Here is a 24,011-nt window from a genome sequence, read left to right on the forward strand (position 1 = left end):
TTGTCAAACCGCGTCCTTTCCCCGATGTTTCAGCGGGGAAAGGACGTTTCGTTTTTCTTAACAGTGGCTGTGATAGTGAAAAAGTCTGCATCCATAGCGAAATCTGCTTTATCTTCTGTTGTTGATGTGAGGTTGGGCAGTTATATAATTTGTAAATAAGGTAAAATTTGGTTGGTTCTTTGTCGAAATTTGTTTGTCAAAATATGTTGTTTACACTCCCCCCATCCCATAAAATTTTTTTAATCAAGAAAAAAGGGTGATTATATGAAACAAGCTTGTTGGAAAAAGTGGTTTGTCTGGATTTTGGTTTGTTTACTAGTTTTCTCTAGTGTTCCTCTCGAAGGACTTGCGGAAACGTTTCCTTCTCAGGAGACGAACCATGAGGAAAAGAATCAACGCTCATTAGAAGTGCCGGAAGCACCATCTATGAATCTGCAGAAAGGGGAAATCATAGAAGAAAGGACCGAGAATACAAAGGTTTACTACAACGGCGATGGCACGTTTACCAAGAAGATCTACTTTGAGCCTATTCATGTGAAGAAAAAGGGACAAAAAATATTTGAGGAAGTATCTTCTAGTTTAACGGATAGTACCAATAATACGAATTACGTTGAAACAGAGAATACCATTTTGGAGACAAACTTTTATAAAAAGATGGTCGATGGAGAATACGCCACTTTCCATTACAATGGATATTCGATTTCCTACTCTATTTTGGAGGCATCAGGTAATGACGTACAACCGATAAAGGCGAAGGATGTTGCCGCTACCTATAAGAAAAAAGACAACAAAATTCTTCATAAAAACATTTTTCCGAGCATAGACCTACAAAATATTACATTTAACGAGTCGACGAAAGAAGATTTAGTTCTTCATTCTTTTACTGGCTATCATATTTTCAAATTCCGTCTGAAAACGGATTTACATGCAGAGATTCAAGACGATGGCTCCATTTTATTTACAAATAAAGAAAATGAAAAGGTTTTTGAACTGCCGAAGCCGTTTATGGTGGATTCGAATGTCGATGAACACTCTGGTGAAGTGCAACGCTCAGAGAATGTAACGTATGAATTACAACATGGTGACCAGGGATATATTTTAACGGTCAAAGCCGACCCGGAGTGGCTGAAGGATCCTAAACGTGTATACCCTGTTTATATTGATCCGAGTACTTCTATTAATGTGTCTAACGACGCATTTGTCATGAGTGCCTATCCGACAACGAACTATAGTTCTTCATCAAGTAAATGGGATGCTGGGCAAGGGCAATACGTGTTAAAAGTGGGCTATTACGACGGAACGACCGGCACATGTTACGGTTTTTTAAACCCGGATCTATCCGCCATCCGGAATATGAATGTGACGAGTGCGACATTCCATGTCTATGTCACCCATTCGTACTATGCAACGACACCAACAGGGTTATGGCTAGATGCTGTCAACGGCCCATGGTCAGCGAGTACGTTAACATGGAATAATAAACCTTCCTCCACCAACATTGGCAAGGTCGATGTCGCAAGAGACCAATGGGCGCAATTTGATGTAACGAATACGGTAAAAGAATGGGCATCCGGCACAAAACCGAATTACGGATTTAAACTTCATACGAATGGCAATGGACAAACGTATTGGAAAAAAGTTGTTTCCACTACTAATAGTAATTATAAACCATATTTGTCTGTTACGTATACGATACCAGTTCCAAATACGCCGACAGGAACGGCCTTTAGTAATGGGGATGGTACAGGATATATAAATTTATCATGGGATCCGGTTCCCGGCGCTACGGGTTATAAAGTTTGGATTTATAACGGGAAATCGTATGAAGCGTTTGATGTAGGAAATGTCACTTCCTGGAGTACAAAAGGGAAAAAAATCTGGCCGACCCCTTCTGAAATTAGTGCCGGAAGATATGACCTGCACCAAGATCAGTTAGGGACGGAACTTGCTGTCGATCCTTCCCCGGTCTATCGAAATTCAGGCGGAAGTTATCCGAATAGCAAGAACTACTGGTTTCGAGTCAGCGCCATTTTCCCCCAAGGCGAAAGCGCCATGTCCGGTGCCTACATGCCAACCATTCCGAATTTGGCAAAACCATCTGCTCCGACGGGGGTAAGTTATACAAACGGAAATGGAACAGGATATATCGATTTCAAATGGAATCCTGTGAGTGGAGCGACGGGATATAAAATCTGGATTTTTAATGGCTCCTACTATGAATCGCTAGATGTCGGGAACGTCACTTCTTGGACAACGAAAAACAAAAAGTATTGGCCAACATCCACGGAAATTAGTGCAGGTAGATATAAGTTGCATTTAAACGATGGTCTTGGCGCAGAATTAGCCGTTGACCCGTCTCCGGTCTATGCCAATGCAGGAACAAAATACGCAACGGCTACCAACTACTGGATTCGAGTAAGTGCCTATAACTCTCAAGGGGAAACCGTCTTTTCGGATGCGTATATGCCTAGTATTCCGGATTTGCCAGTGCCGCCAGCGCCTTCGGGGTTTGCTTACAGCAACCAATTAGGAAGCAACTCGGGTTATGTCATGTTAGACTGGGGGAAAATCCCTGGTGCAACAGGATACAAAGTATGGATTTTCAATGGACTTTACTATGAAGCATTTGATGTAGGAGACGTGGACCATTGGACCACACAAAACAAAGGAATTTGGCCAACTCCGGAGGAAATCCAACAAGGGAACTCTAGTACCTTAACGTTGCATCATGATGGACAAGGATTGGAACTCCCGAAAGATCCTTCCCCAATGTATGCGAAAATGGGGACAAAATACGCCACAAGCACCAATTACTACTTCCGACTCAGCGCATACAACGCGGATGGAGAAACGGTATTTTCCAGCAATGCATTGACAGTGAAAATTCCGGGGGCGAATGAATATTTAGGAAAAGAGGAGTACTGGTCCATCATTGATGTTCCGTATGGCAGCGTGAATGCCGCCACCGGTAATCTCATTATAGACGAAGACGATGTGTCCATTTCCGGAAGAGGACCGGGGCTTGAAATTACGAGAACCTACAATAGTTTATCCACATCAGTTGGATTGTTTGGAAAAGGATGGCATAGCGATGCGGAAATGAACATCGTTGCTCAAGGAAATGAAGCGAGATTTACGGATGAAGATGGCACGCTCCATATATTCACGAAATTATCCGATGGAACTTATAAAGCCCCGACAGGTGTTTACCTGGAGTTAAGCGAAACAGCCGATGAATATATACTGACGACAAAAGATCAAACGAAAATCCACTTTCAAAAAAGTGATGGCAAGTTAACGAAAATCGTGGATGGACATGGGAATGCCACTACCTATAGTTATTCTAACGGAAAGCTAGTGTCCATTACCGATGCATCAGGCAGAAAACTGAGTATTGAGTATAACGCAAGCGGAAGAATCCAGAAAATTACCGACCCAATGAATCGGATGATCCAGTATGAATATGACAATGATTTATTAACCAAAGTGACTCAGACGGGCGGGGAAGTAACGAGATACGAATATAATGAACTTGGTCGGTTAGAGAAAGTATTTGAACCGACACATACGGAAGAAAAACCGGTCGTTAATCAGTTCATTTATAATGGCGACAGGCTAAGCCAAGCGATTGATCCTGAAAACCGCATCTATACGATGAACTATGACCAAACAAAACGACAACTCGTCGTAACGCAACCGAATGGCCGTAAAATTCAGTATACCTTTAATGAAGCGGCGAATCCTATTCAAATCATTGAGGACGTAGATGGCTTAAACATTAAGACAAGCTACGTTTATGAGGGAAATAATTTAGTAGAATCCAGAGATCCGAATGATCAAAATGCAGCGAATCCTACTGAATCATATACGTATGATGCCAATGGGAATGTGTTAACGGCGAAAGATAGTTATGGTACGGAAACATACGAGTATAACAAAAATAATGATGTCATCTCCATGACAGATACGGAAGGCGATACAACCACGATTGCCTACGATGGCTTAAATCCTGTATCTGAAACCGATCAATCGGGAAAAACGTCTTCTGTATCGAAGTACGATGCCTATGGGAATATCATTGAAGAAAGCGATACATTAGGCAGTGCCACGAATTTATTATCCAATAGCGGCTTTGAACAAGGAATCACAGCTTGGAATCTGCTCAGTCATTATGATACTGGGCAATTACAGGAAGACACGAATGTCTATAATGGATTGACAGGGAGAAAAACATTAAAAATTGTCGCTGACTCTACTTCGCCTAGCACGGAACTTGGCTATGTGGCGGCTACCCAAGAAATCGCGGTGAAATCAAATACCACGTACACGTTAAGTGGGAAGATCAAAACGAATTTAACTAAAGCCAATGCCTTTTTCAATGTTCAATTCATGAATAGTCAAAATCAAACGATTTCTTGGGCGGATAATCGTTATAGCCAACTCACAGGCACAAGACCTTGGACAGAACGACAATTAACGTTTACCACTCCTGATAATACAGCCAAAATTCGCGTCTATTTGGAGGTAGATCATAAGTCTCCAGATGCTTCGGGAGAAGCTTGGTTTGATAATGTTCAATTGGAAGAAGCGCAGGTTTCTTCTAGCTATAACCCGGTGTTAAATAGCAGTTTTGAAGGAAACGTTGCGAATTGGAGCGGAACAGGCGGAAGCGTAGATAATGCAGAATCGTTTGATGGGGCTTACTCTCTCAAAGTATCGAGAACAAGTACCACGCAGTCGGCTAGTGAATATAAGCAGACCATCATCGTTGGCCAAACATCTGGTGATGCACCAATTAACCTTACGCTTACTGGGGTTTCGAAAGCTGAAAATGTAAAAGCCAATGGCACAGTGAGCGCAAGCGATTATTCCATTACGGCTAAAGTATACTTTGTGGATGGAACGACCCAAACGTATACCGCCGATTTCCCTACTGGCAATCAAGATTGGAACCGTGCCGCCGTTTCGATTCAACCTTCCAAGCCAATTGATAAAATCGACATATCCGCTGTCTTCCGTGGCAATTACACGGGAACGGTATGGTTTGACGCGATCCGTTTAATGGAAGGAAACGTGGTGACGAAAAACAAGTATGATGCAAGCGGAAATTATGTCACGGAAGAAGTGGATGAAGAAGGCTATGTGGCGAAAAAGAATTATGATGCCGTAGGAAATCTGTTAAGCGAATACGATAAGAAAGGAAATAAGAAAGAGTACAAGTATGACGCATCAAATCGTTTAAAACAGCTCCTATTGGCGAATGGAACGTCCGTCAACTATGATTATGACTTGAACGGCAACATGACTTCCAAAGTCATTCAAACTAGTGGCGGTCAGTCACAAGGATTTAGTTATTCTTATGATAAGACTGGAAAACTCATTAAAACGGTTGGTCCGCTCAATGATGTGACAACAAATGAATATGACGCGAACGGCAATAAAATTAAAACCGTCTTGCCGAAAGGAAACACGATTCAATGGACGTATGACGGAACGGAAAGGGTCAAAACGATTTCTTACAACAACGTTCCGTATTACGAATTTAGTTACGACAAAAACGGAAACGAACTTTCTGTACAATATTTAAAAGACGGTACGACCAAGACAAGAAAATTTGATTCCGCGAATCGTGTCATTGAACAATCCGACCGCGGAGGATTACAAAAGTGGACCTATCCGACGACATCGGATAAATTACAACAGTTTATGTTCTCCCATGGATCGTTTAGCCAAACAGTCACATACCAATACAATGCCTTGGATCAAAATACGGCCGTCCAAGATGGAACGTATACGTACCGCTTTGACTATGACGAGAGAGGAAACGTTCGCACCTTCACGACAGGAAATGGAGCTGGTTCGACCTTTACGTATGATGACCGTGGCTTAGTGGAAAGCGTTTCGGTCGGTACGGCGGACGGAAAAGAAATTTTATCGGAAACATACCGTTACGATGAAAACGGCAACCGGACGAAAGTGTCATCCCCAACGGGGGAAACGACCGTCTACCGTTACGATGACTTAGACCAATTATTGGAAGAGCAGCTTCCAGATGGCACGAAAATCGAGTATGCCTATGACGGATTCGGAAACCGGAAGCAAATCGTGAAAACGAAAGATGGGCAGTCGACGACGACAAATGCCGATTATAATGCCGCCAATCAGTTGGTTCGTTTTGGAACAGAGACAATCTCTTATGATGCCAACGGCAACCGTCTCGAAGATGGAAAGTATCAATACGAATGGAATGAAGCGGACCAATTGGTTTCTATTACGAGAAAAGGAGAAAGCACGCCGTTTGTCACATACAAATATGATGAAGACGGCCGACGCATCCAAAAGAATGTGAATGGGGTTATTACGAACTACCATTACCAAGGCGACGGCCTAAATGTTCTGTACGAAACCGATGCGAGCGGAAATGTGGTAAGATCGTATATATACGGAGAAAACGGTCAGCTTCTTGCCATGAAAAAAGGCAATGCAACGTACTTTTATCACTATAACGCCCATGGAGATGTCATCGCCCTGACGGATGCGTAAGGAAACATCGTCGCGCGCTATCAATACGATGCGTGGGGGAACATTCTTTCCCAATCCGGCCAGATGGCAGCCGAAAACCCATACCGATATGCGGGATACCAATATGACCAAGAAACGGGTCTCTATTACCTAATTGCCCGGTACTATCATCCAACGCATGGCGTGTTCCTTTCTTTGGATCCAGACCCAGGGGATGCGGACGATATCCTCACACAAAACGGCTATACGTACGCGAACAACAATCCAGTGATGTTGGTGGATCCAGATGGGCATTGGGTCTGGCTGGCCATCAATGCGGGGTTTGCGGTTTATGATGGATATAAGGCATTTAAAAAAGGTGGATGGAAGGCTGCGGCAATTGCTGTAGGTGTAGGGATTGTTGGCGGTGTTGCATTCAAAGGTGTGAAAATCGCTTATGGTGCCTATAAATTAGGTAAGTTTTCAAGAACTTATAGGCTGGCGAAAAAAGTGTCAAAAAAATTTGGGGGAACTTTAGGAAGAACTAAAGGCGATGGATGGAAGGTAACTATTCCAGACGGTAAAAAACCCCTAGTTGTAAGAGTTATGAATAAAGGCGGAATACGTAATAAACCGTACTTTAGAATAAGTAAAGATGGACGCGGCTCTTTGACGTTAGATGGTGAATGGTCTAATCGTCGGGAGCTCACACATATTAATGTATCGAGAAGATCCTATAAACAAATTGTGAGAATGATTAATAAATACAGAGGAGAGATTAGGTGAGTGATTAGTATGAATCAAAAAAAATTAGTTGCTTTATTAAATGAAATGTGGGCTACCGTAGTCAAAAGTTTTCATATTGATATTTTATCTCATACGATTAGTCTAAATGTGAAAGTAGTTGATAATGAGAAATATTATAAGATTGTGTTCAAAGGTGTTTCCTCTTTTTATTTCGTAGAAAACTCTGGAGATTCCCGCTTGAACCCAGTTGATCCAGAAGATGGAGATTACATTGAGCTAACTTCAATTGATTATTATAAGAATGGTATAGGTAAAATTCATATCAGTTCGTCAAAAGAAATTTGGGTTGGTGAATACTTTTCTTCAGCTAACTTTGTACTTGAGTTTTGGGAGGCACTATTATTTATTGAAGCTAAAAGTATAGTGATCAATGGAGAGGAGTTTCTAGTAGATTATCCAGTTAAAGTGCAAAGTTAAAAAATTTTTGATTGATTAATATTGCAAAATGGGCTGTCACATCTATATAGGCAGCCCTTTGAAAATGCATAAAAGAATTTCCTGAAAATTAAGATATAGGTACTTTTACCACTATAATACACATGGAGATGTCATCGCCCTAACGGATGAGCAAGGAAATATGTGAGTTCCGGAAATTACAAGTATAAAGAATATCAGTTAACAGTTGTATATAATAAGAGAACCAAACGGGTACGTCATTTCCACTATGAGCCATATAAGTAACCAATATAACTGGTAGAAAGGATGCAAAGCATGAAAGTATTTGTATGTGAGGAAGACGCAGATCGAAGCCTAGAGCTAATTATCACGGACTTTGAAAATGAAGGGGATCCGTTTTTTGGTGGATGCTACTTTACAGGAAAAGTAAAGCTAAAAGGTAGTGGCTTTATAGCTGAAACGGTTCACTTTCATTTTGACAATCATGATATCTTTCATTTCTATGAAAGTTTAAAGAAAATATACAGAGAACAAGAAGGTAAAGCAGTTTTTCATTCAGAATCTAAGGAACTAAATGTTGTAGTGCAAATCTACAATAGTGGAGGAGGAATTGTTCAGGTTCAGTTTAAGGATTTACACAGCGAGGATTTTTTTAGTAGCAGTCTGCATATATACATTTCTACATTACCGTATATGCTTGACCAACTGCGGCACCATCTAGATATTTTTAAATACTGCTCATAGTTACTTATGTCATATAGACTCAAAATCAGTTAAGATGGTTTGAGTATCAGACTGTTGTAGACAAAACAGAATTCAGACACCCAGCTTGAAACCTATTTTGCTTTAATGGCACGTACTGTATTAAATTATTTCAAATTTAACAAGTAAAGGGGGGGATCTTTATATTATCTAATAAGGATAAAATGGTCGGTGCTTTAAAGAAAATAGTAGTCCCAGAATTAAGAAACAGGGGATTTAAAGGGGCTTTTCCTCATTTTAGGAAGCAAGAAGGTCAGTTAGGTTATTTGCTATCGTTTCAATTTGATAAATGGGGAGGAGGATTTATAATAGAAGCTGGAGTAGCAAGGGTTAATGAGGAAGAAAACGTGGTAGTTGATGGTATCGTTCGACCATTTCAAAAGATGAACGCTTTTCACTTAAACAATCGTTTTAGAATAATGAATAATAAAAATGGAGATAAGGATTGGTTTAAATTCGATAACGAAAACGAAAATTTAGAGGAAGCAGAATTTATTCGAATAGCTAAGAATGTTTTACCATATTTGGATATTGCAGAAAATTGGTTTGAAAAAATAAAGCAAAAGCAAACAGTACGATAGAACCAATCTAGGCGACCTGCTTGCTTTATAGCAGTGTCGTCTTTTTTATAACAATTTAGATAAGCTATTGACTCAAGAAAAAGTAGTAATAAGATGGTATGGTTGGTGATACAATGTCATTTTGGGAAAGCATAAAGAACAAGGAAACAGTTGTTTTAAGTGATGATGCAATCGATTTGTTCAGTGATACGCTCTTAGAAATCAAAAAAATTTATCAAGAAGATTTAGAAAGAATGCCAACGGTAGCTGAATTAGAAGCATTAATTTTGAAGGCTTTACAACTTGATTCAAATATTAATGAACAATTAGGGGAAATGGAAATCGTCGATGTAAATTTTAAATTGAAAAAGAAAAGAAAGACGCCTAATATTGAACCAGGTATTGTATTCGCAATCCCGCTTAAAGAAATTGAAAAATATGCTTATGGTTTAGTAGTAAAAGGAAAAGGATTAAAGGATGACATCTATATACAATATTTCGATATCTTTACTAATGAAATATTAGATATAAAAAACTTTAGTAATCAATTTGAAAAACTTTCTGTTCTATATACTATTAACAGTGGAATATATGGAATCGTTAATAAAGAATGGAAAATTATTGGGAAATTGTCTAAAGGGAAATTCAACCCTGCAAAATATGAGTTACCTGATTTTGTGTTTTACAATGGCAAGGAATATTTTGTGAGTCGAGGGGATGCGAATACACCAATAGCAGAATTAGAGCCTATTTCTAAAGAGGAAGGGGAAAAAATAAAAAATCCAATTGGTCTGATTGGTAGTAATAATATAGTGGAAATGCTTATTAATTCTTACTACGAGAAACAAAATCAAAAATGTATTTAGCCTTTTTAAGGTTATCCCGTGATTTAAGGGATAACCTTTTTATTGTACAGTGAAGACAGCGGGCGCATCCAAAAGAATGTGAATGACGTCATTACGAATTACCATTACTAAGGCGACAGCTTAAACGTCCTGTATGAAACGGACGCAAGTGGAAATGTGGTAAGATCGTATATATACGGAGAAAACGGGCAACTCCTCGCCATGAAAAAAGGCAATGCGACGTATTTTTACCACTATAACGCGCATGGGGATGTCATCGCCCTGACGGATGAACAAGGAAACATCGTGGCCCGTTACCAATACGATGCGTGGGGCAACCTTCTGTCAAAATCGGGCGCTGTGGCGGATGAAAATCCATACCGCTATGCGGGATACCAATATGACAACGAAACGGGTTTCTATTACTTAATTGCCCGGTACTATCATCCAACGCATGGCGTGTTCCTATCTTTAGACCCAGACCTAGGGGATGTGGACGATATCCTCACGCAGAATGGGTATGCGTATGCGAACAACAATCCGGTGATGTTAACCGACCCAGATGGAGAGAATCCTTATATAATTATCTTGGTCTCCGTTGGTGGAAGGATTGTTGCTAAAAAAGTAGCCAAATCCTTAATAAAAAAAGCAGTAAAACGAACCGTTAAGAAAGCTGCTAAACGATATACAAAGTCAAATTTAAAATTAGGACGACAAATGCATAAATCATATAAAGCTAATAAGGTACTTAAAGGGGTAAGAGAAAAGGAATTTCGTTTACCAAGTGGAAAAAGAATTGATTTTATTGATTTCGAGAAGAAAATTATATATGAACTTAAACCAAATAACCCACGAGCAATAAAAAAAGGCCTAAAACAATTAAAAGCTTATAAAAAAAATTTATGGTAAAGGCTGGAGAACAGTATTAGAAGTTTATTGAGGAGGTAGAGCGATGGAAAGGAAAGAGTTTAAAAAGATTGTTAGTGACTGTTTATTAGCAAACGGTTTCTCGAAAAAAGGCAAATATTATTATAAGGAAAGCCCTGAGGTAATATGTTGCCTTGGATTGCAGAAATCAAATTACTCTAATTGTTATTATGTAAATGTAGGTATAGTGATTAAGGAAATAAATAAAAGGCTAGAGCTTCCACGAGATGTTGACGGTGATATTAGATGTAGGTTCTATTTCAAAGTTGAAGGTAAGGAAGTTGACTGTCTTGACCTTGATAGAATAAATGAAAGTAGTGTTATTGTTTCATCATTAGAAGCGAACATTTCAGAAATAATAAATCCATCATTAGAACTCGAAGGTCTTAAAGAACTATTAAAGAAGAAACCCGTTCTCTTATACCAAACAACAATTAATGCGAAACAATATTTAGGTATAGATGAATAAGATTTAGCCATAGGGGAGATCTCCTCTATGGCTATTTTGGTTTGGGAGCGTAGTGCCGAATTGTTTAATGCAAAATAAAACTTTAGCAAAATGCAAGATAAAAATTAAGCACTAAATTGGAAACAAAACAGGTCAGTTTTCTCACAAAATATAATTTCAGAGACACGGCTTTACATGGAGTGGCGTGCATGGTAGGCTGGTTGCCTCTGCGAACTCCTTTTGTGCTGCGGCCTTCGCAAAAGAATCCATGCACGTAGAGGCTCCATGTCAAGCCTTATAGGGTAAGATAATTTATATTGGTATATGGATTATATTTACTTTTATGGAACATAGGGTGCTAAACTTTTTCATTGCATTTCACTTAAATTTTTAGTTGCAGAAAACATGCCGAATAAACACAGCTTTTAGTACAATCTATATAAATTCAGTTTGAAATTCCGACATGTTTAATCAACATCTATTCTTGTCTATACTGCTCCTAAACGGGTTAATCAAAGGAGCGTATGAATGATGAAAAAAAAAGGATTACAAATTACGAACGACCAAGGTTGGACCATCGAACGTCTTCAAGAATAGGAACGCCGAATGAAAAAGGCGAACATGGCGAAACGAATTGCGGTGATTCGTCTTATTATGCAAGGCTACTTAGGAATCCAAGTCGCTGAGCTTTTGAACATCCATCGTGAAACTGTAATGCATATTTATCATAGACTAAGTTCTTCGGATAAGAAAGAAAATGCAAGAATCATGGAGTTATTAGATTTTGATCTTTCTATACCTGACGAAGATAGAAAGAATGAACTAAAAAAGTTTATTGAAAGAGAGATATTTGGAATGTTCAACAAGATTCATACTGAAGAGGATCTGTTAATGGAATTAAAGAAACGTGATCATTTAAATGACATTCCATTATGCGTGAAAAAATATTTTAAGTTAGAAGATGTCGATGAATGTTAAGAGTGTTTTATTTCGAGTTAGAACGAAGTAACAGATGTATTTTAGCTTCCCAACCTTAGGAGAGTATATGCCTCTCTTAAGGTTTTTTTCTTTTTAGGAGAGGCTTTCCAAAACCGAGCTTAAGAAAGAAAATCTGCGGGTGGCAAACAATCGCATTGTTGTTAAAAATGAAATTTATAATTTAGAAGAAGTGGAAAAGAGTTGATTCGACGATTTCGGATCAATGACAACAGTTCATGTTCTCTCACGGATCCTTTAGCCAAACGATCAATTACCAATACAATGCCTTGGATCAAAATACGGCCGTCCAAGATGGAACGTATACGTACCGCTTTGACTATGACGAGAGAGGAAACGTTCGCACCTTCACGACAGGAAATGGAGCCGGCTCAACCTTTACGTATGATGACCGCGGTCTCGTGGAAAGTCTTTCGGTCGGTACGGCGGACGGAAAAGAAATTTTAACGGAAACGTACCGTTACGATGAAAACGGCAACCGGACGAAAGTGGAATCCCCAACGGGGGAAACGACCGTCTACCGTTACGATGACTTAGACCAATTATTGGAAGAGCAGCTTCCAGATGGCACGAAAATCGAGTATGCCTATGACGGATTCGGAAACCGGAAGCAAATCGTGAAAACGAAGGATGGGCAGTCGACGACGACCAATGCCGATTATAACGCTGCCAATCAGCTCATTCGTTTTGGAAACGAATCGATCACATATGATGCCAACGGCAACCGTCTCGAAGATGGAAAATATCAATACGAATGGAACGAAGCGGACCAATTGGTTTCCATTACGAGAAAAGGAGAAAGCACTCCTTTTGTGACGTACAAATATGATGAAGACGGCCGGCGCATCCAAAAGAATGTAAATGGCGTCATTACGAACTACCATTACCAAGGGGATAGCCTAAACGTTCTGTATGAAACCGATGCGAGCGGAAATGTGGTAAGATCGTATATATACGGAGAAAACGGGCAACTCCTTGCTATGAAAAAAGGCAATGCGACGTACTTTTATCACTATAACGCGCATGGAGATGTCATTGCCCTGACGGATGAGCAAGGAAACATTGTTGCCCGCTATCAATACGATGCGTGGGGGAATATTCTTTCCCAATCCGGTGCCTTGGCGGACGAAAACCCATACCGATATGCGGGGTACCAATATGACAACGAAACGGGTCTCTATTACTTAATTGCCCGGTACTATCATCCAACGCATGGCGTGTTCCTTTCTTTGGATCCAGACCCAGGGGATGCGGACGATATCCTCACACAAAACGGCTATACGTACGCGAACAACAATCCAGTGATGTTGGTGGATCCAGATGGGCATTGGGTCTGGCTGGCCATCAATGCAGGGGTTGCGGCTTATAGTGCGTATAAGGCATACAAGTCAGGAAAAGGATGGAAAGGTGCCGCAGCTGCGGCGGCTATCAATTTTGTTGGTTTTGGTGGCAAGTTCAAAGCTGCTAGTAAAATTATTAAAGCTGTGCATGGTAATAGTCGATTCTCAAAGAGGATTCATCATGGGTATGAAATTTATGAAATAGTTAACGGTAAAAAACGTATAGTTAAAGTAGGTATTAGTGGTGCTAAGCTAAACAAAAACGGTACATCACCTAGGGCTAACCGTCAGGTCAATAAGTGGAATAAAAAAGCGGGGTATCAAAGATACTATGCTCGGATTGTTAAGAGAAATATTTATGGAAGAGAGAAAGCTCTAAAGTGGGAGAGAGGAAGAGCTTATGCAGTGAGAAAAGCTGGGGGTAATATGTATCTTCATGTCAGACCGTGATAACATAAAGAAAGGGGTAAGCTATGTTACTGAAAACATTTCTATTATTAGGAGAAGAAGGGATATCCGACGTTAAAAAAAGTTTTTCTTTTCAAACTAGATGTATTACCAAATTGTATGAACGGGTCTTTGATAAAAAATATAAAACCGCTGATTGTAGGCAGTTAAATTTCCATTGTGGTAATTACTCCGAGATGAAACTATTAGGATGTTTTGATGGTTTTTGTCAAGTCTTAGTGCCATATAATATTCAAGAATTTCTAGAGTATCCAGATAACAAAAAAAAAATAGAGATCCTAGAACTGTTGAAAAATAGCCTCGATTTTGTTATTAGAGAAAAAAATTGGGATCCTAATCCTTTTCAAGAAGCTTATGAGAGAGTAAAGGAGTTAAACTATATTAATGAGTTTATTTGGAACAAGCCTAAATTAAGTCCAAATAAAAAATACAAAGCTGAGGTACATTGTAATCACGATCTGTATGATTTTACAATAAAGATGGTGATTAAAGATAGAAAAGATAAAGTATTACTTGAAAAAAAAATAGTGTCAACTGAACCCGATGAACTTATTTACGATAGGTTTTTAGGTCATTTAATGTGGATAAGTGATGATGAAATAGCGCTTTACGAGAAAAATTCAAAGCGTTATACCTCTGTAAAATTAAGAGAGGCATAATGAATAGCTCTAAAATATTATCAAAGTTGAATCATTTTTCACCAGATTGACAGTTTAAAATTTTTCTTCAGAAGGACGCAAATTCGTCCTTCTGTTTTTTTATCCTATGGGGTTCCGTTAAGCAGCTTTCTTATTGTCTAGGGCACGGTGTGTTCCCTTCCTTGGATCCAGACTCAGGGGATGCGGGTGATATTCCCACGCAGAATGGGTATGCGTATGCGAACAACAATCTGGTGATGTTGGTGGATCCGGATGGGCATTGGGTATGGCTGGCCATCAATGCAGGGTTTGCAGCTTATGATGCGTATAAGGCATACAAAGTCGGGAAAGGGATGGAAAGGTGTCGCAGCTGCTGCGGCGTTAGGACTTATAGGTGGGGGACGGATTAAAGTTGCTAAGAAAATATCACATAGTGTTTATGTATTGACTAAGAACGGGAAGGTTGTATATGTGGGAAGAACAAAAAATATTGTTAGTCGGAGAAACGCACATAAATGGGGGAAACATCGCGATGCAACGTTTAATGTTGTAAAAACGAATCTGACTTATGCAGAAGCTAGAGGATTAGAACACAAGTTATATCTAAAATATGGTGGGAAAAAGAAACTAAGAAATATTATTAGGCCGATAAGTCGTAAGAATAAGAAGTATAAATATTATATGAGTGTATCTAGAAATGCGTATAGGTCATTAAAGTAAGCTGGGGGTATTACAATGAATGAAAAAATACTTAAATTACATGAATTGCTTACTTCTAATTTTAAAGAAATTAACGATGTTGCGTTAAAAGAAATTGAGGATAGAATAATGAAGGCTATAAATTTTGACCAAAGAAAAATACGTGATATAACAATATTAGAAGTAAAAATAAAGTTTAAAAAAAACAGGTTAAAATATTTTAAAGAAATCAGTCAAGGGGATATTTTTGAAATTTATTTGCGAGATATTGGTAAATATGCATATGGTATTGTTGTATCTGGAGAAATAAAAGGAAATAAAGATGAAGAAATTTTAATTGGTTATCTGAACAAATTCTCTTCCACGGCACTTCCAATAGATGAAATTTTTCAGTTAGTAAAACAAAAACAATTTCTATTCATCGCAAACACAGGAATAACCGGTATAAAAAAACTTAAGTGGAGATTCATTACTAATTATTCTGATAAAGTATTTAGTGATGAAAACCTAAGCCAGATACCATATAAAGTCTATTTTATGGGTAAGTATTATAAAAGTGTCGGAGACAGTGTAAAAGAAATTGCAGAATGTGAAGTTATTTCTAAAGAAGAAGCAGATAAGATTCCTAATCCTCTTGGAATCGTCGGTGAGGAAGAAATTGAGAATTTATTAATTGAAAAATTCCAAAATAATATTTGAGCATTTTTGACTAGTCACTTTTAATAAGCAATGGGATAGAGTGTGTGAACATTATTTCTAGGAAAAGAAAAAATCATATTCAAATACAAAGGAGAAGCCATATTATGGGTTTCTCCTTTGTATTTTAGGAGAACTGGGTGGCCCAAACGTATATTGCAGAATTCAATAGGTATTCAAGATTGGAACAATGCACTGTTTTGATACAACATTCTAAGCCGGTCGATAAAATCTGCATATCCAATATTTTCAACAATGGTGTGGTTTGACGAAATCTGGCTCATGGAAGGAAATCTGCGGGTGACAAACAATCACATTGTTGTTGAAAATGAAATTTATAATTTAGAAAAAGTGGAAAAGAATTTATCTGACGACATCGGATAAATTACAGCAATTGATACTCTCACATGGGTCGTTTAGCCAAACGATCAATCACCAATATAATGCATTGGACCAAAATACGGTCATCAAAGATGGAATGTATACGTACCGCTTTGACTATGACGAAAGAGGAAACGTTCGCACCTTCACGACAGGAAACGGAGCCGGCTCGACCTTTACGTACGATGACTGCGGCTTAGCGGAAAGCGTTTCGGTCGGTACGGCGGACGGAAAAGAAATTTTATCGGAAACGTACCGTTACGATGAAAACGGCAACCGGACGAAAGTGGTGAAAACAAAGGATGGGCAGTCAACCACGACAAATGCCGATTATAATGCCGCCAATCAGTTGGTTCGTTTCGGTGACGAAACAATCACGTACGATGCGAACGGTAACCGATTGGAAGACGGTCAGTATCGATATGAATGGAACGAAGCGGACCAGCTCGTTTCGGTTACGAGAAAAGGCGAAAGCACGCCGTTTGTGACGTACAAATACGATGAAGACGGCCGACGCATCCAAAAGAATGTGAATGGCGTCGTTACGAACTATCATTACCAAGGCGACAGCCTCAACGTTCTGTATGAAACCGATGCGGATGGAAATGTGGTAAGATCATATATATACGGAGAAAACGGCCAGCTGTTGGCGATGAAAAAAGGTGGTGCCACGTACTTCTACCACTATAACGCGCATGGCGATGTCATCGCCCTGACGGATGAACAAGGAAACATCGTTGCCCGTTATCAATATGATGCATGGGGGAATATTCTCTCTCAATCCGGTGCCTTGGCGGATGAAAACCCATACCGATATGCGGGATACCAATATGACCAAGAAACGGGTCTTTATTACCTGATTGCCCGGTACTACCGCCCAGAACAAGGTGTGTTCCTATCCTTGGATCCAGACCCAGGTGATGAGGACGATATCCTCACACAAAACGGCTATACGTACGCGAACAACAATCCGGTGATGTTGGTGGATTTGGATGGGCATTATGCTCATATTGTTATTATAGCTGGAGTGGGGGCTTATAGAGTTTATAAGATTTATAAGGTCTACAAGAAATATAGAAAGATTTCAAAAAAATATCATTCGAATAGTAAAAGAAATCCTGCGATACATCATGGATATGAAATTTATGATAAAAAAACTAATAAAGTAGTCAAAGTTGGTATTAGTGATGGAAGGATTTCTAAAAAGGGAAAATCATATCGCGCTGAAAGGCAAGTTAGAAAGTGGCATAAGCGATACAAGACAGATCGGTATGCTTCACGAATAGTAAAAACTAACATACGTGGTAGGTATAATGCACTGAGATGGAAAAAAAGGCATACGGAATACATTAATAGAATCCAGCCTAACAACAAATTATCACCTCCATTTCACTATCGCCCATAAATTTAATAAAAGGAAGTGAAAAAATGACTGTTATAAGGGATATTCAACTTTCTATTCCAAGTGATATAAACTATTTTGATCATACTGTAATAGTTGACTATGATACTGGTGAGACAAGCCCCTTTACCGATTATAGGCAAAGCAAGTCCGCCATCTTTCATTATGAAACAAGATGTATTACATCACTTTATACTCGTCTTTTGCCCGAAATTCATACAGATGGGGAAAAGGGAGTTATCATTCAATGCGTACCGGATCTATCTAAATTAAGCGAGAAAGAAATTGAAATGGAAATGGTACCCGATTTTATTACTGTTTATGTTGAAATGGATTATAATCAATACTTCTCTCTTACGGATGACTTGGAAAAAAAGAAAATGGCATTAGAAGTGTTACAAAAGGGTATGGAAAAACTTGCTGATGAGCGAGGATGGGATAAGCAAATTTTTCGTGAAATATACAACAAGATAAAAGAATTAAATTACAAAAATACATTTATCTATAAGAAAAAGAGCAGTTCTAATCGTAGATATATATGTAGCATTATATGTGAACACGAAGTCTCTTATGTAGATATATATTTAGAAATAAAACGTCAAAAAGGAAATAAGGTTTTAAAGAAAGAAAGATTAGTAAGAGTAGACAGACCACACGAATCTTTTTATTGGAGATATTTAGGTGATTTAACATGGACACTAAATCATAAGGTGACATTTACTGATCGTTTACATCATTTCGGGTGGGTTGTAACTTTTTTAGAAAAAGAAAACGAAACACAGATTATATGGAAAGTAAATAAAGTGTCTTATCTTTCTTCATAAACTCAATGAAAAACAGGAAAACATTGTGATAAAATATTGATTAAGGTGAAGGAAATCAGACATATTAAATAAAATATTGATTAGATAGGTCGGATTATTTTTGTAATTGTAGAACCTTAGGAGAAACGCTCTCTCCTAAGGCATTTTTTTATAATTAAAACTTTGAAAACCCTTATTAATATTAAGGGTTTTGTCTTACTTTCTGTAAGAATAAATCAGACAAGCTCGACTGTTAAGGGATGAGGCAGCGTATTTCCCTGCTCCGGTTGGAAGTAAGGCAACTCATGCATGTATATTTTTGAACTTCTATTAAGCGGATATTTCTCATTACCCGGTACTATCACCCGGAGCATGGCGTGTCCCTTTTCTTGGATCCAGACTCAGGGGATGCGGATGATATTCCCACGCAGAATGGGTATGCGTATGCGAACAACAACCCAGTGATGTTGGTGAATCCGGATGGGAACCTTCCTTGGTTGTTAATTAATGCAGGGTTTGCGGCGTATGATGGGTATAAAGCCTTTAAAAAAGGCGGTTGGAAGGCCGCAGTGATTGCTGTAGGTGTAGGGCTTGTTGGCGGTGCGGCTTTTAAAGCGTATAGAATTTATAAAGCGGGAGAAACAGCCAAGATTATGAAGATTTTATTGGCGGCTAAGCATGGAAAAGGTAACACTACTATAGAAGTAGGGAGAGTAAGTAAGAGACTAGCAAAAAAGGCTGGGAAAGCATGGGTTGGATCAGGGGCTAAGCCACTCTACAAAAATGGTAAATGGATAGGATATAGAAGTAAAGATAAATCTAAAGTATTTAGAATGCAGTATAAGAAAACAAGAAGGGTATATCAAGTGAATTTTGAGGAATTTTATAAGAGTCCTATCAACAAAAAGACATATAAGTTACGAAATGCACACCTGAATTTTTAGCATGGAGGGAGCCATATAAATGATAATTCCTGAATTATTTTGTTTAACGATAATGGATGAAGACTGGGGAGAGGAGACTGATGATTTTTGGATAGAAATTGAAGCGGATATTGGTATCAAGGGGGACTCAGATTCTGCTGAAGTATTTACTATTTATGTTACAAGTCCAAAAAGGTTAGGGAATATGGTGGAAAAGTCAGGATTGGAGATAGCTAGGGGATTGTTTATAATGAAAGACTTTAATATAAAAAGTGTAGAGGATCGTCTCAAAAAAATACTTGCCCATTGTTCAAGAAAAACCTGGAACGAAACAGCTTTAGCTATTAGTCGGTACGCTATTTGGGAGTATGAAAACTAAATCAAAGTATACACGACAGGAAATGGAGCCGGTTCGACCTTTACGTATGATGACCGCGGCTTAGTGGAAAGCGTTTCGGTCGGTACGGCGGACGGAAAAGAAATTTTAGACGTTGAATTAAAACCAAAAGATTCTTGGAAAAGAAGCAATGTAAAAAGGCAACTCAAGAATTATAAGAAAGCCGGCGCATGGATTATAATTAGGGCAAGTTATTAAAGATATTTTGGGCCACACACTCAGAGTGTGTCCCTCTTTGATAGTTTTAGGGGTGAAAAATATGAATCAATATGAGGGGACGGTTAGAAATTTAGTTAATAATTTCAATGAGCATAATATAGATATAGTTGCTCAAGATTTAGCTAAGATGGGAAGAGACATAATTACTATCCTACAAAAATACTTTTATAAAGTAGATCCTACTGGCAAGATTGGTATATTAGAAACATTGAAATTATTAAATGACAGTAGTGTAATCCCTTTTCTGAAAACTATTCTTGAAGATGAGACAGAGATATTTTTTGTTAAAGCTTATGCAGAAAGTGTATTGGATTTTTTAGAGGGTAAGGAAACTCAATTAAAAAGAAAGATTCACAATTTATCTAAAAAAAGTGGCACGGATTTAATCGCAGATATAGCTATGATAGGAGTAATTGGCGATTATAACGCTATAAGAGAATTAGACAAAATCAAGACGGATAACAAAGAGGTACTGGAACAAATCAAGGTAGCAAAATTACAAATAATGTGTGGAATAGAAGAAATAATCAAGGAGTACAGAAAACCAGATTCCCGTTATTCTCATAAAGCATTAGCAGAGGCTATTTATCATTCATTTGATTATCCAGAAGCATCAAAAGTTATAATAGAAGATCTCTTTAGTGAGGAATTTGAGCGTATTTTTAGTGCCGTTACTCTACTTGCTTTCGCGGAAAAATTTCCTAAGGACAAAGTTACCAGGGATGTAGTAAATAAGTTCTTTGAAATTTTAACGGGTGATTTTAATACAACACTAAAGAATCATGCCATACTTGCAATAGGTAGATATGGAAATACTGATGATGCATCAAGGCTTGAAAGAATTGTTGAGGAAAAAAAGTATTTAACAAAAAAGAAATTTTGGAAATGGCTAAGTGAAAGCGCACTATTAGACGATATCAAAATCACAATAAAGAAATTGAAACGAAAGAAATAGACGATTCACACTCTAAATGAGCAACAAGGAAACATTGTGTTCCGTTACCAATATGATGCGTGGGGGAACATTCTTTCCCAGTTTGGCGCCTTGGCGGATGAAAACCCATACCGATATGCGGGGTACCAATATGACCAAGAAACGGGTCTTTATTACCTGATTGCCCGGTACTACCACCCAGAGCATGGAGTGTTCCTTTCCTTGGATCCAGACCCAGGGGATGCGGATGATATCCTTACACAAAACGGATATACGTATGCGAACAACAACCCAGTGATGTTGGTGGATCCGGATGGGAAGTTTGCGTATGCTGTAGGGCTTTATTTTGTTCCTGGTGTTGGACAAGTAATGTTAATTGGTACTGCTGCTGTTGTCGGGGCCTATGGAGCGTGGTATTTAGGAAAGAAAGTAAAAAGTTTGACTAGTAAAGGTTCTTTACCTCTAACAGGCCCTAGAAAAGGAAGCTTAACTTTAAGGGATGAGAGAGGAAAAGTAATACAACGAAGATATTATGATAGTGCGGGAAGAGCGAAAAAAGACATGGACTATAGCGATCACGGAAATCCGAAACATCATCCTTGGGGACCACATCGACATAAATGGAAATGGGATGGGAAAAAACCTAAAAGAGGGAAAGCAGAACCAATGAATAAAGGTAGAAGAAAGTAGGAAGATAAAATATGAGTTTAGAAAAATTAATAGAGCTTATAGAGATTGGACATGATATAGAATTTATCTATAAGGGTGAACGTTATTCAATAACTAATACTCAAGTAGGCATTTGCCTTACAAAGTACTATAATTTAAATCATCAAGAATATACAAATGTAAGTGACTTTATAAATAATGCGTTGATTGGTGAAGAAAAATTAAAAGACATTGTATCTCAAATTCAAATTACCGGTATTTTTTAAATATCGAACATTCATATCTCATATGATGATAAAAATGCCTGTATACAGTGTTTCTGAAGATGCTCTGCATACTTTGGAAGTACAAATGTTTAATAGAGGCATACGCAAAAAGAGGATGTCTCAAAAGTGTTCGCATAGCGTTCGCTTTTGGGACACTTTTTTGGATAAAAAAGAAGAAAACCGTTCCTCTTTTGGTATAATAGAGTCACCACAACCCTACCAAAGAAAGGACGGTTTTCTTATGTACATTTATTATAACCGAGATCAACTCATTTTGCCAATGGATCTTGAAATTTTCATTCCCAAACATCATCTTTGCCGGATTGTGGATCTGGCAGTGGAAAAAATGGATCCGGCTCTGTTCGTTTCCCTCTATCCTGGCGGAGGCCGCCCAGCCTATCATCCGAAAATGATGTTGAAAGTCATCCTGTATGCCTACGCCAATCGGATCTACTCCTCTCGCCAAATCGCCAAGCAGTTGAAAGAAAACATTTACTTTATGTGGCTATCCGGCCATCAAACACCGGATTTTCGCACGATCAACCGATTTCGGGTCGGAACGGATGAAGGATGTCATTTACGAAACGTTTTTCTCTATTGTCGATCTTCTGCGTCAAGAAGGGCTGGTCAAGTTAGAGGATTATTTTCTGGATGGAACGAAAATCGAAGCCAATGCCAACCGATATACATTCGTTTGGCGCAAATCAGCGGAAAAGTACGATCAGAAACTGGAGGACAAATTCCGGAAAATCGTTGCCTCGATCGAAAAGGTGACGAAAGAAGATGAAGAGGCGGAACAAGAGGGGGATTTTCAAGAAAAGCTGGAAGCTTCACCGATCACGTCCGAAAGGATCGAAGCCGTCATCGAACAAGTGGAGGAGCGCCTCAAGAAAGATCCGAAGAACCGTACGTTAAAGAAAGCCAAACGGCAATTGGGACAAGATCTTCTCCCCCGTAAGAAAAAATATGAAGAATACAAAGAAAGATTAGGCGAACGGAACAGTTTTTCGAAAATGGATCCGGATGCCACGTTTATGCGGATGAAGGACGACCATATGAAAAACGGCCAGCTCAAACCGGGGTACAATGTGCAGATTGGGACAGAGAACCAATTCATCACTGGATTTAGCGTGCATCAACGGGCAGGGGATGCCGGATGTTTCATTCCGCATTTGGAGCAATTGGCCGCCTATGGACGCCCCATGCCTAAACAAGCCATTGCGGATTCCGCCTATGGGAGTGAGGAGAACTACACGTACTGTGAGAAAAAGGAGATAGTCGCCCTGATCAAGTACAACACGTTGGATCGGGAACAAACGAAAGCGTGGGCGAAGGAGATCGGCCGAATCGAGAACATGACGTATGATGAGGAGCTGGATGAGTGGATTTGCGCCAAAGGGGAACGGTTGGTGTTTGTGTATGAACGGAAGGAAACGACCGACAACGGGTACGTTACCGTCAAACGGACGTATCGTTGTACGGCTTGTGCCGGATGCCCGTTTCAAACGGCATGTGCCAAAGGCAAAGACACGAAAACCATCCGCGTTTCCTTGAGAAATCAACAACAACGGCAAGAGATCCGTAAACGGCTGTCCACGGAAGAAGGGGCGGCGACGTACCGAAAACGACAAATCGGAAACGAGCCGGTGTTTGGGCAAATCAAGCATAACCAGCAATTCCAGCGCTTTTTGTTAAGGGGGCTCCCAAAAATTACCTTGGAATGGGGGCTTATTTGTGCTGCTCACAATTTGAGAAAGTGGGCGGCCACAACCGATCCAACAAAGAAAAAACAGGATAAAATTCAGAAATAAGGAGAAATTCTCGTTTCAAAAAAGGAATAAATAACCAAATAGTAAAGAAAAGAAACAGAGGCTGTCCCCAAAAGGTCGGTTTAACGACCTTTTGGTATTATCCCCTTATAGTAGACAGTGCAA

At 39.0% G+C, this 24,011-nt stretch carries 14 protein-coding genes and 8 pseudogenes; all 22 read left to right on the forward strand.

Annotation, left to right across the window (positions count from 1 at the left end; genetic code table 11):
- Positions 1–264: 264 nt before the first annotated feature.
- Positions 265–6,543, forward strand: a complete 6,279-nt coding sequence (locus tag BV455_RS20350) for a DNRLRE domain-containing protein (RefSeq protein WP_409993878.1) — start codon at positions 265–267, stop codon at positions 6,541–6,543.
- Positions 6,544–7,059 (forward strand): annotated as a pseudogene (locus BV455_RS20940) (RHS repeat-associated core domain-containing protein); the annotation flags it as partial.
- 237 nt (positions 7,060–7,296) lie between these two features.
- A complete protein-coding gene (locus BV455_RS10820) occupies positions 7,297–7,725 on the forward strand; it encodes a YxiG family protein (protein ID WP_221198441.1) in 429 nt (142 codons plus the stop codon).
- Between the two features lie 294 nt (positions 7,726–8,019).
- Positions 8,020–8,448, forward strand: coding sequence for a WapI family immunity protein (locus BV455_RS10825; RefSeq protein WP_218687193.1), 429 nt, complete (start codon positions 8,020–8,022; stop codon positions 8,446–8,448).
- Between the two features lie 182 nt (positions 8,449–8,630).
- A complete protein-coding gene (locus BV455_RS10830; protein ID WP_042412506.1) occupies positions 8,631–9,047 on the forward strand; it encodes a DUF4304 domain-containing protein in 417 nt (138 codons plus the stop codon).
- Between the two features lie 113 nt (positions 9,048–9,160).
- Positions 9,161–9,892 carry an immunity 26/phosphotriesterase HocA family protein gene (locus tag BV455_RS10835; protein ID WP_052510077.1) on the forward strand — a complete coding sequence of 244 codons (732 nt, stop codon included), beginning with the start codon at positions 9,161–9,163 and terminating at the stop codon, positions 9,890–9,892.
- A 45-nt stretch (positions 9,893–9,937) separates the two neighbouring features.
- Positions 9,938–10,459, forward strand: a pseudogene (locus BV455_RS10840) (RHS repeat-associated core domain-containing protein); the annotation flags it as partial.
- Positions 10,460–10,588: 129 nt separating this feature from the next.
- Positions 10,589–10,780, forward strand: a complete 192-nt coding sequence (locus BV455_RS20355; RefSeq protein ID WP_075261907.1) for a hypothetical protein — start codon at positions 10,589–10,591, stop codon at positions 10,778–10,780.
- Positions 10,781–10,823: 43 nt separating this feature from the next.
- Positions 10,824–11,267 carry a DUF4304 domain-containing protein gene (locus tag BV455_RS10850; protein ID WP_218687194.1) on the forward strand — a complete coding sequence of 148 codons (444 nt, stop codon included), beginning with the start codon at positions 10,824–10,826 and terminating at the stop codon, positions 11,265–11,267.
- Between the two features lie 600 nt (positions 11,268–11,867).
- A complete protein-coding gene (locus BV455_RS10855; protein WP_190977575.1) occupies positions 11,868–12,224 on the forward strand; it encodes a helix-turn-helix domain-containing protein in 357 nt (118 codons plus the stop codon).
- A gap of 233 nt (positions 12,225–12,457) precedes the next feature.
- Positions 12,458–14,032 (forward strand): annotated as a pseudogene (locus BV455_RS10860) (RHS repeat-associated core domain-containing protein); the annotation flags it as partial.
- Between the two features lie 23 nt (positions 14,033–14,055).
- A complete protein-coding gene (locus BV455_RS10865) occupies positions 14,056–14,709 on the forward strand; it encodes a hypothetical protein (protein WP_014195316.1) in 654 nt (217 codons plus the stop codon).
- 143 nt (positions 14,710–14,852) lie between these two features.
- Positions 14,853–15,073: pseudogene (locus BV455_RS20945) on the forward strand (RHS repeat domain-containing protein); the annotation flags it as partial.
- 350 nt (positions 15,074–15,423) lie between these two features.
- Positions 15,424–16,086 carry an Imm26 family immunity protein gene (locus BV455_RS10875; RefSeq protein ID WP_218687196.1) on the forward strand — a complete coding sequence of 221 codons (663 nt, stop codon included), beginning with the start codon at positions 15,424–15,426 and terminating at the stop codon, positions 16,084–16,086.
- Positions 16,087–16,429: 343 nt separating this feature from the next.
- Positions 16,430–17,869: pseudogene (locus tag BV455_RS10880) on the forward strand (RHS repeat-associated core domain-containing protein); the annotation flags it as partial.
- A gap of 23 nt (positions 17,870–17,892) precedes the next feature.
- A complete protein-coding gene (locus BV455_RS10885; protein WP_052510074.1) occupies positions 17,893–18,690 on the forward strand; it encodes a hypothetical protein in 798 nt (265 codons plus the stop codon).
- A 320-nt stretch (positions 18,691–19,010) separates the two neighbouring features.
- A pseudogene (locus BV455_RS10890) lies at positions 19,011–19,613 on the forward strand (RHS repeat domain-containing protein); the annotation flags it as partial.
- A 19-nt stretch (positions 19,614–19,632) separates the two neighbouring features.
- A complete protein-coding gene (locus BV455_RS10895; RefSeq protein WP_042412356.1) occupies positions 19,633–19,971 on the forward strand; it encodes an Imm8 family immunity protein in 339 nt (112 codons plus the stop codon).
- Between the two features lie 277 nt (positions 19,972–20,248).
- Positions 20,249–21,163 carry a hypothetical protein gene (locus BV455_RS10900; RefSeq protein ID WP_042412360.1) on the forward strand — a complete coding sequence of 305 codons (915 nt, stop codon included), beginning with the start codon at positions 20,249–20,251 and terminating at the stop codon, positions 21,161–21,163.
- Positions 21,164–21,175: 12 nt separating this feature from the next.
- Positions 21,176–21,832 (forward strand): annotated as a pseudogene (locus BV455_RS20370) (RHS repeat-associated core domain-containing protein); the annotation flags it as partial.
- An 11-nt stretch (positions 21,833–21,843) separates the two neighbouring features.
- Positions 21,844–22,077, forward strand: coding sequence for a hypothetical protein (locus BV455_RS10910; RefSeq protein WP_033843279.1), 234 nt, complete (start codon positions 21,844–21,846; stop codon positions 22,075–22,077).
- Between the two features lie 241 nt (positions 22,078–22,318).
- Positions 22,319–23,888 (forward strand): annotated as a pseudogene (locus BV455_RS10915) (IS1182 family transposase).
- The last annotated feature ends 123 nt before the right edge of the window (positions 23,889–24,011 follow it).

This window comes from Parageobacillus caldoxylosilyticus (assembly GCF_019272935.1).
Classification (GTDB): domain Bacteria; phylum Bacillota; class Bacilli; order Bacillales; family Anoxybacillaceae; genus Saccharococcus; species Saccharococcus caldoxylosilyticus.

Excerpts from the sequence above, each read along its gene's own strand:
- BV455_RS10835 (WP_052510077.1), top strand. The coding sequence starts at position 9,161 with ATGTCATTTTGGGAAAGCATAAAGAACAAGGAAACAGTTGTTTTAAGT.
- BV455_RS10830 (WP_042412506.1), top strand. The coding sequence starts at position 8,631 with ATGGTCGGTGCTTTAAAGAAAATAGTAGTCCCAGAATTAAGAAACAGG.
- BV455_RS10895 (WP_042412356.1), top strand. The coding sequence starts at position 19,633 with ATGATAATTCCTGAATTATTTTGTTTAACGATAATGGATGAAGACTGG.
- BV455_RS10910 (WP_033843279.1), top strand. The coding sequence starts at position 21,844 with ATGAGTTTAGAAAAATTAATAGAGCTTATAGAGATTGGACATGATATA.
- BV455_RS10875 (WP_218687196.1), top strand. The coding sequence starts at position 15,424 with ATGAATGAAAAAATACTTAAATTACATGAATTGCTTACTTCTAATTTT.
- BV455_RS10865 (WP_014195316.1), top strand. The coding sequence starts at position 14,056 with ATGTTACTGAAAACATTTCTATTATTAGGAGAAGAAGGGATATCCGAC.
- BV455_RS10850 (WP_218687194.1), top strand. The coding sequence starts at position 10,824 with ATGGAAAGGAAAGAGTTTAAAAAGATTGTTAGTGACTGTTTATTAGCA.
- BV455_RS10900 (WP_042412360.1), top strand. The coding sequence starts at position 20,249 with ATGAATCAATATGAGGGGACGGTTAGAAATTTAGTTAATAATTTCAAT.
- BV455_RS10885 (WP_052510074.1), top strand. The coding sequence starts at position 17,893 with ATGACTGTTATAAGGGATATTCAACTTTCTATTCCAAGTGATATAAAC.
- BV455_RS20350 (WP_409993878.1), top strand. The coding sequence starts at position 265 with ATGAAACAAGCTTGTTGGAAAAAGTGGTTTGTCTGGATTTTGGTTTGT.
- BV455_RS10820 (WP_221198441.1), top strand. The coding sequence starts at position 7,297 with ATGAATCAAAAAAAATTAGTTGCTTTATTAAATGAAATGTGGGCTACC.
- BV455_RS10855 (WP_190977575.1), top strand. The coding sequence starts at position 11,868 with ATGGCGAAACGAATTGCGGTGATTCGTCTTATTATGCAAGGCTACTTA.
- BV455_RS10825 (WP_218687193.1), top strand. The coding sequence starts at position 8,020 with ATGAAAGTATTTGTATGTGAGGAAGACGCAGATCGAAGCCTAGAGCTA.
- BV455_RS20355 (WP_075261907.1), top strand. The coding sequence starts at position 10,589 with ATGCATAAATCATATAAAGCTAATAAGGTACTTAAAGGGGTAAGAGAA.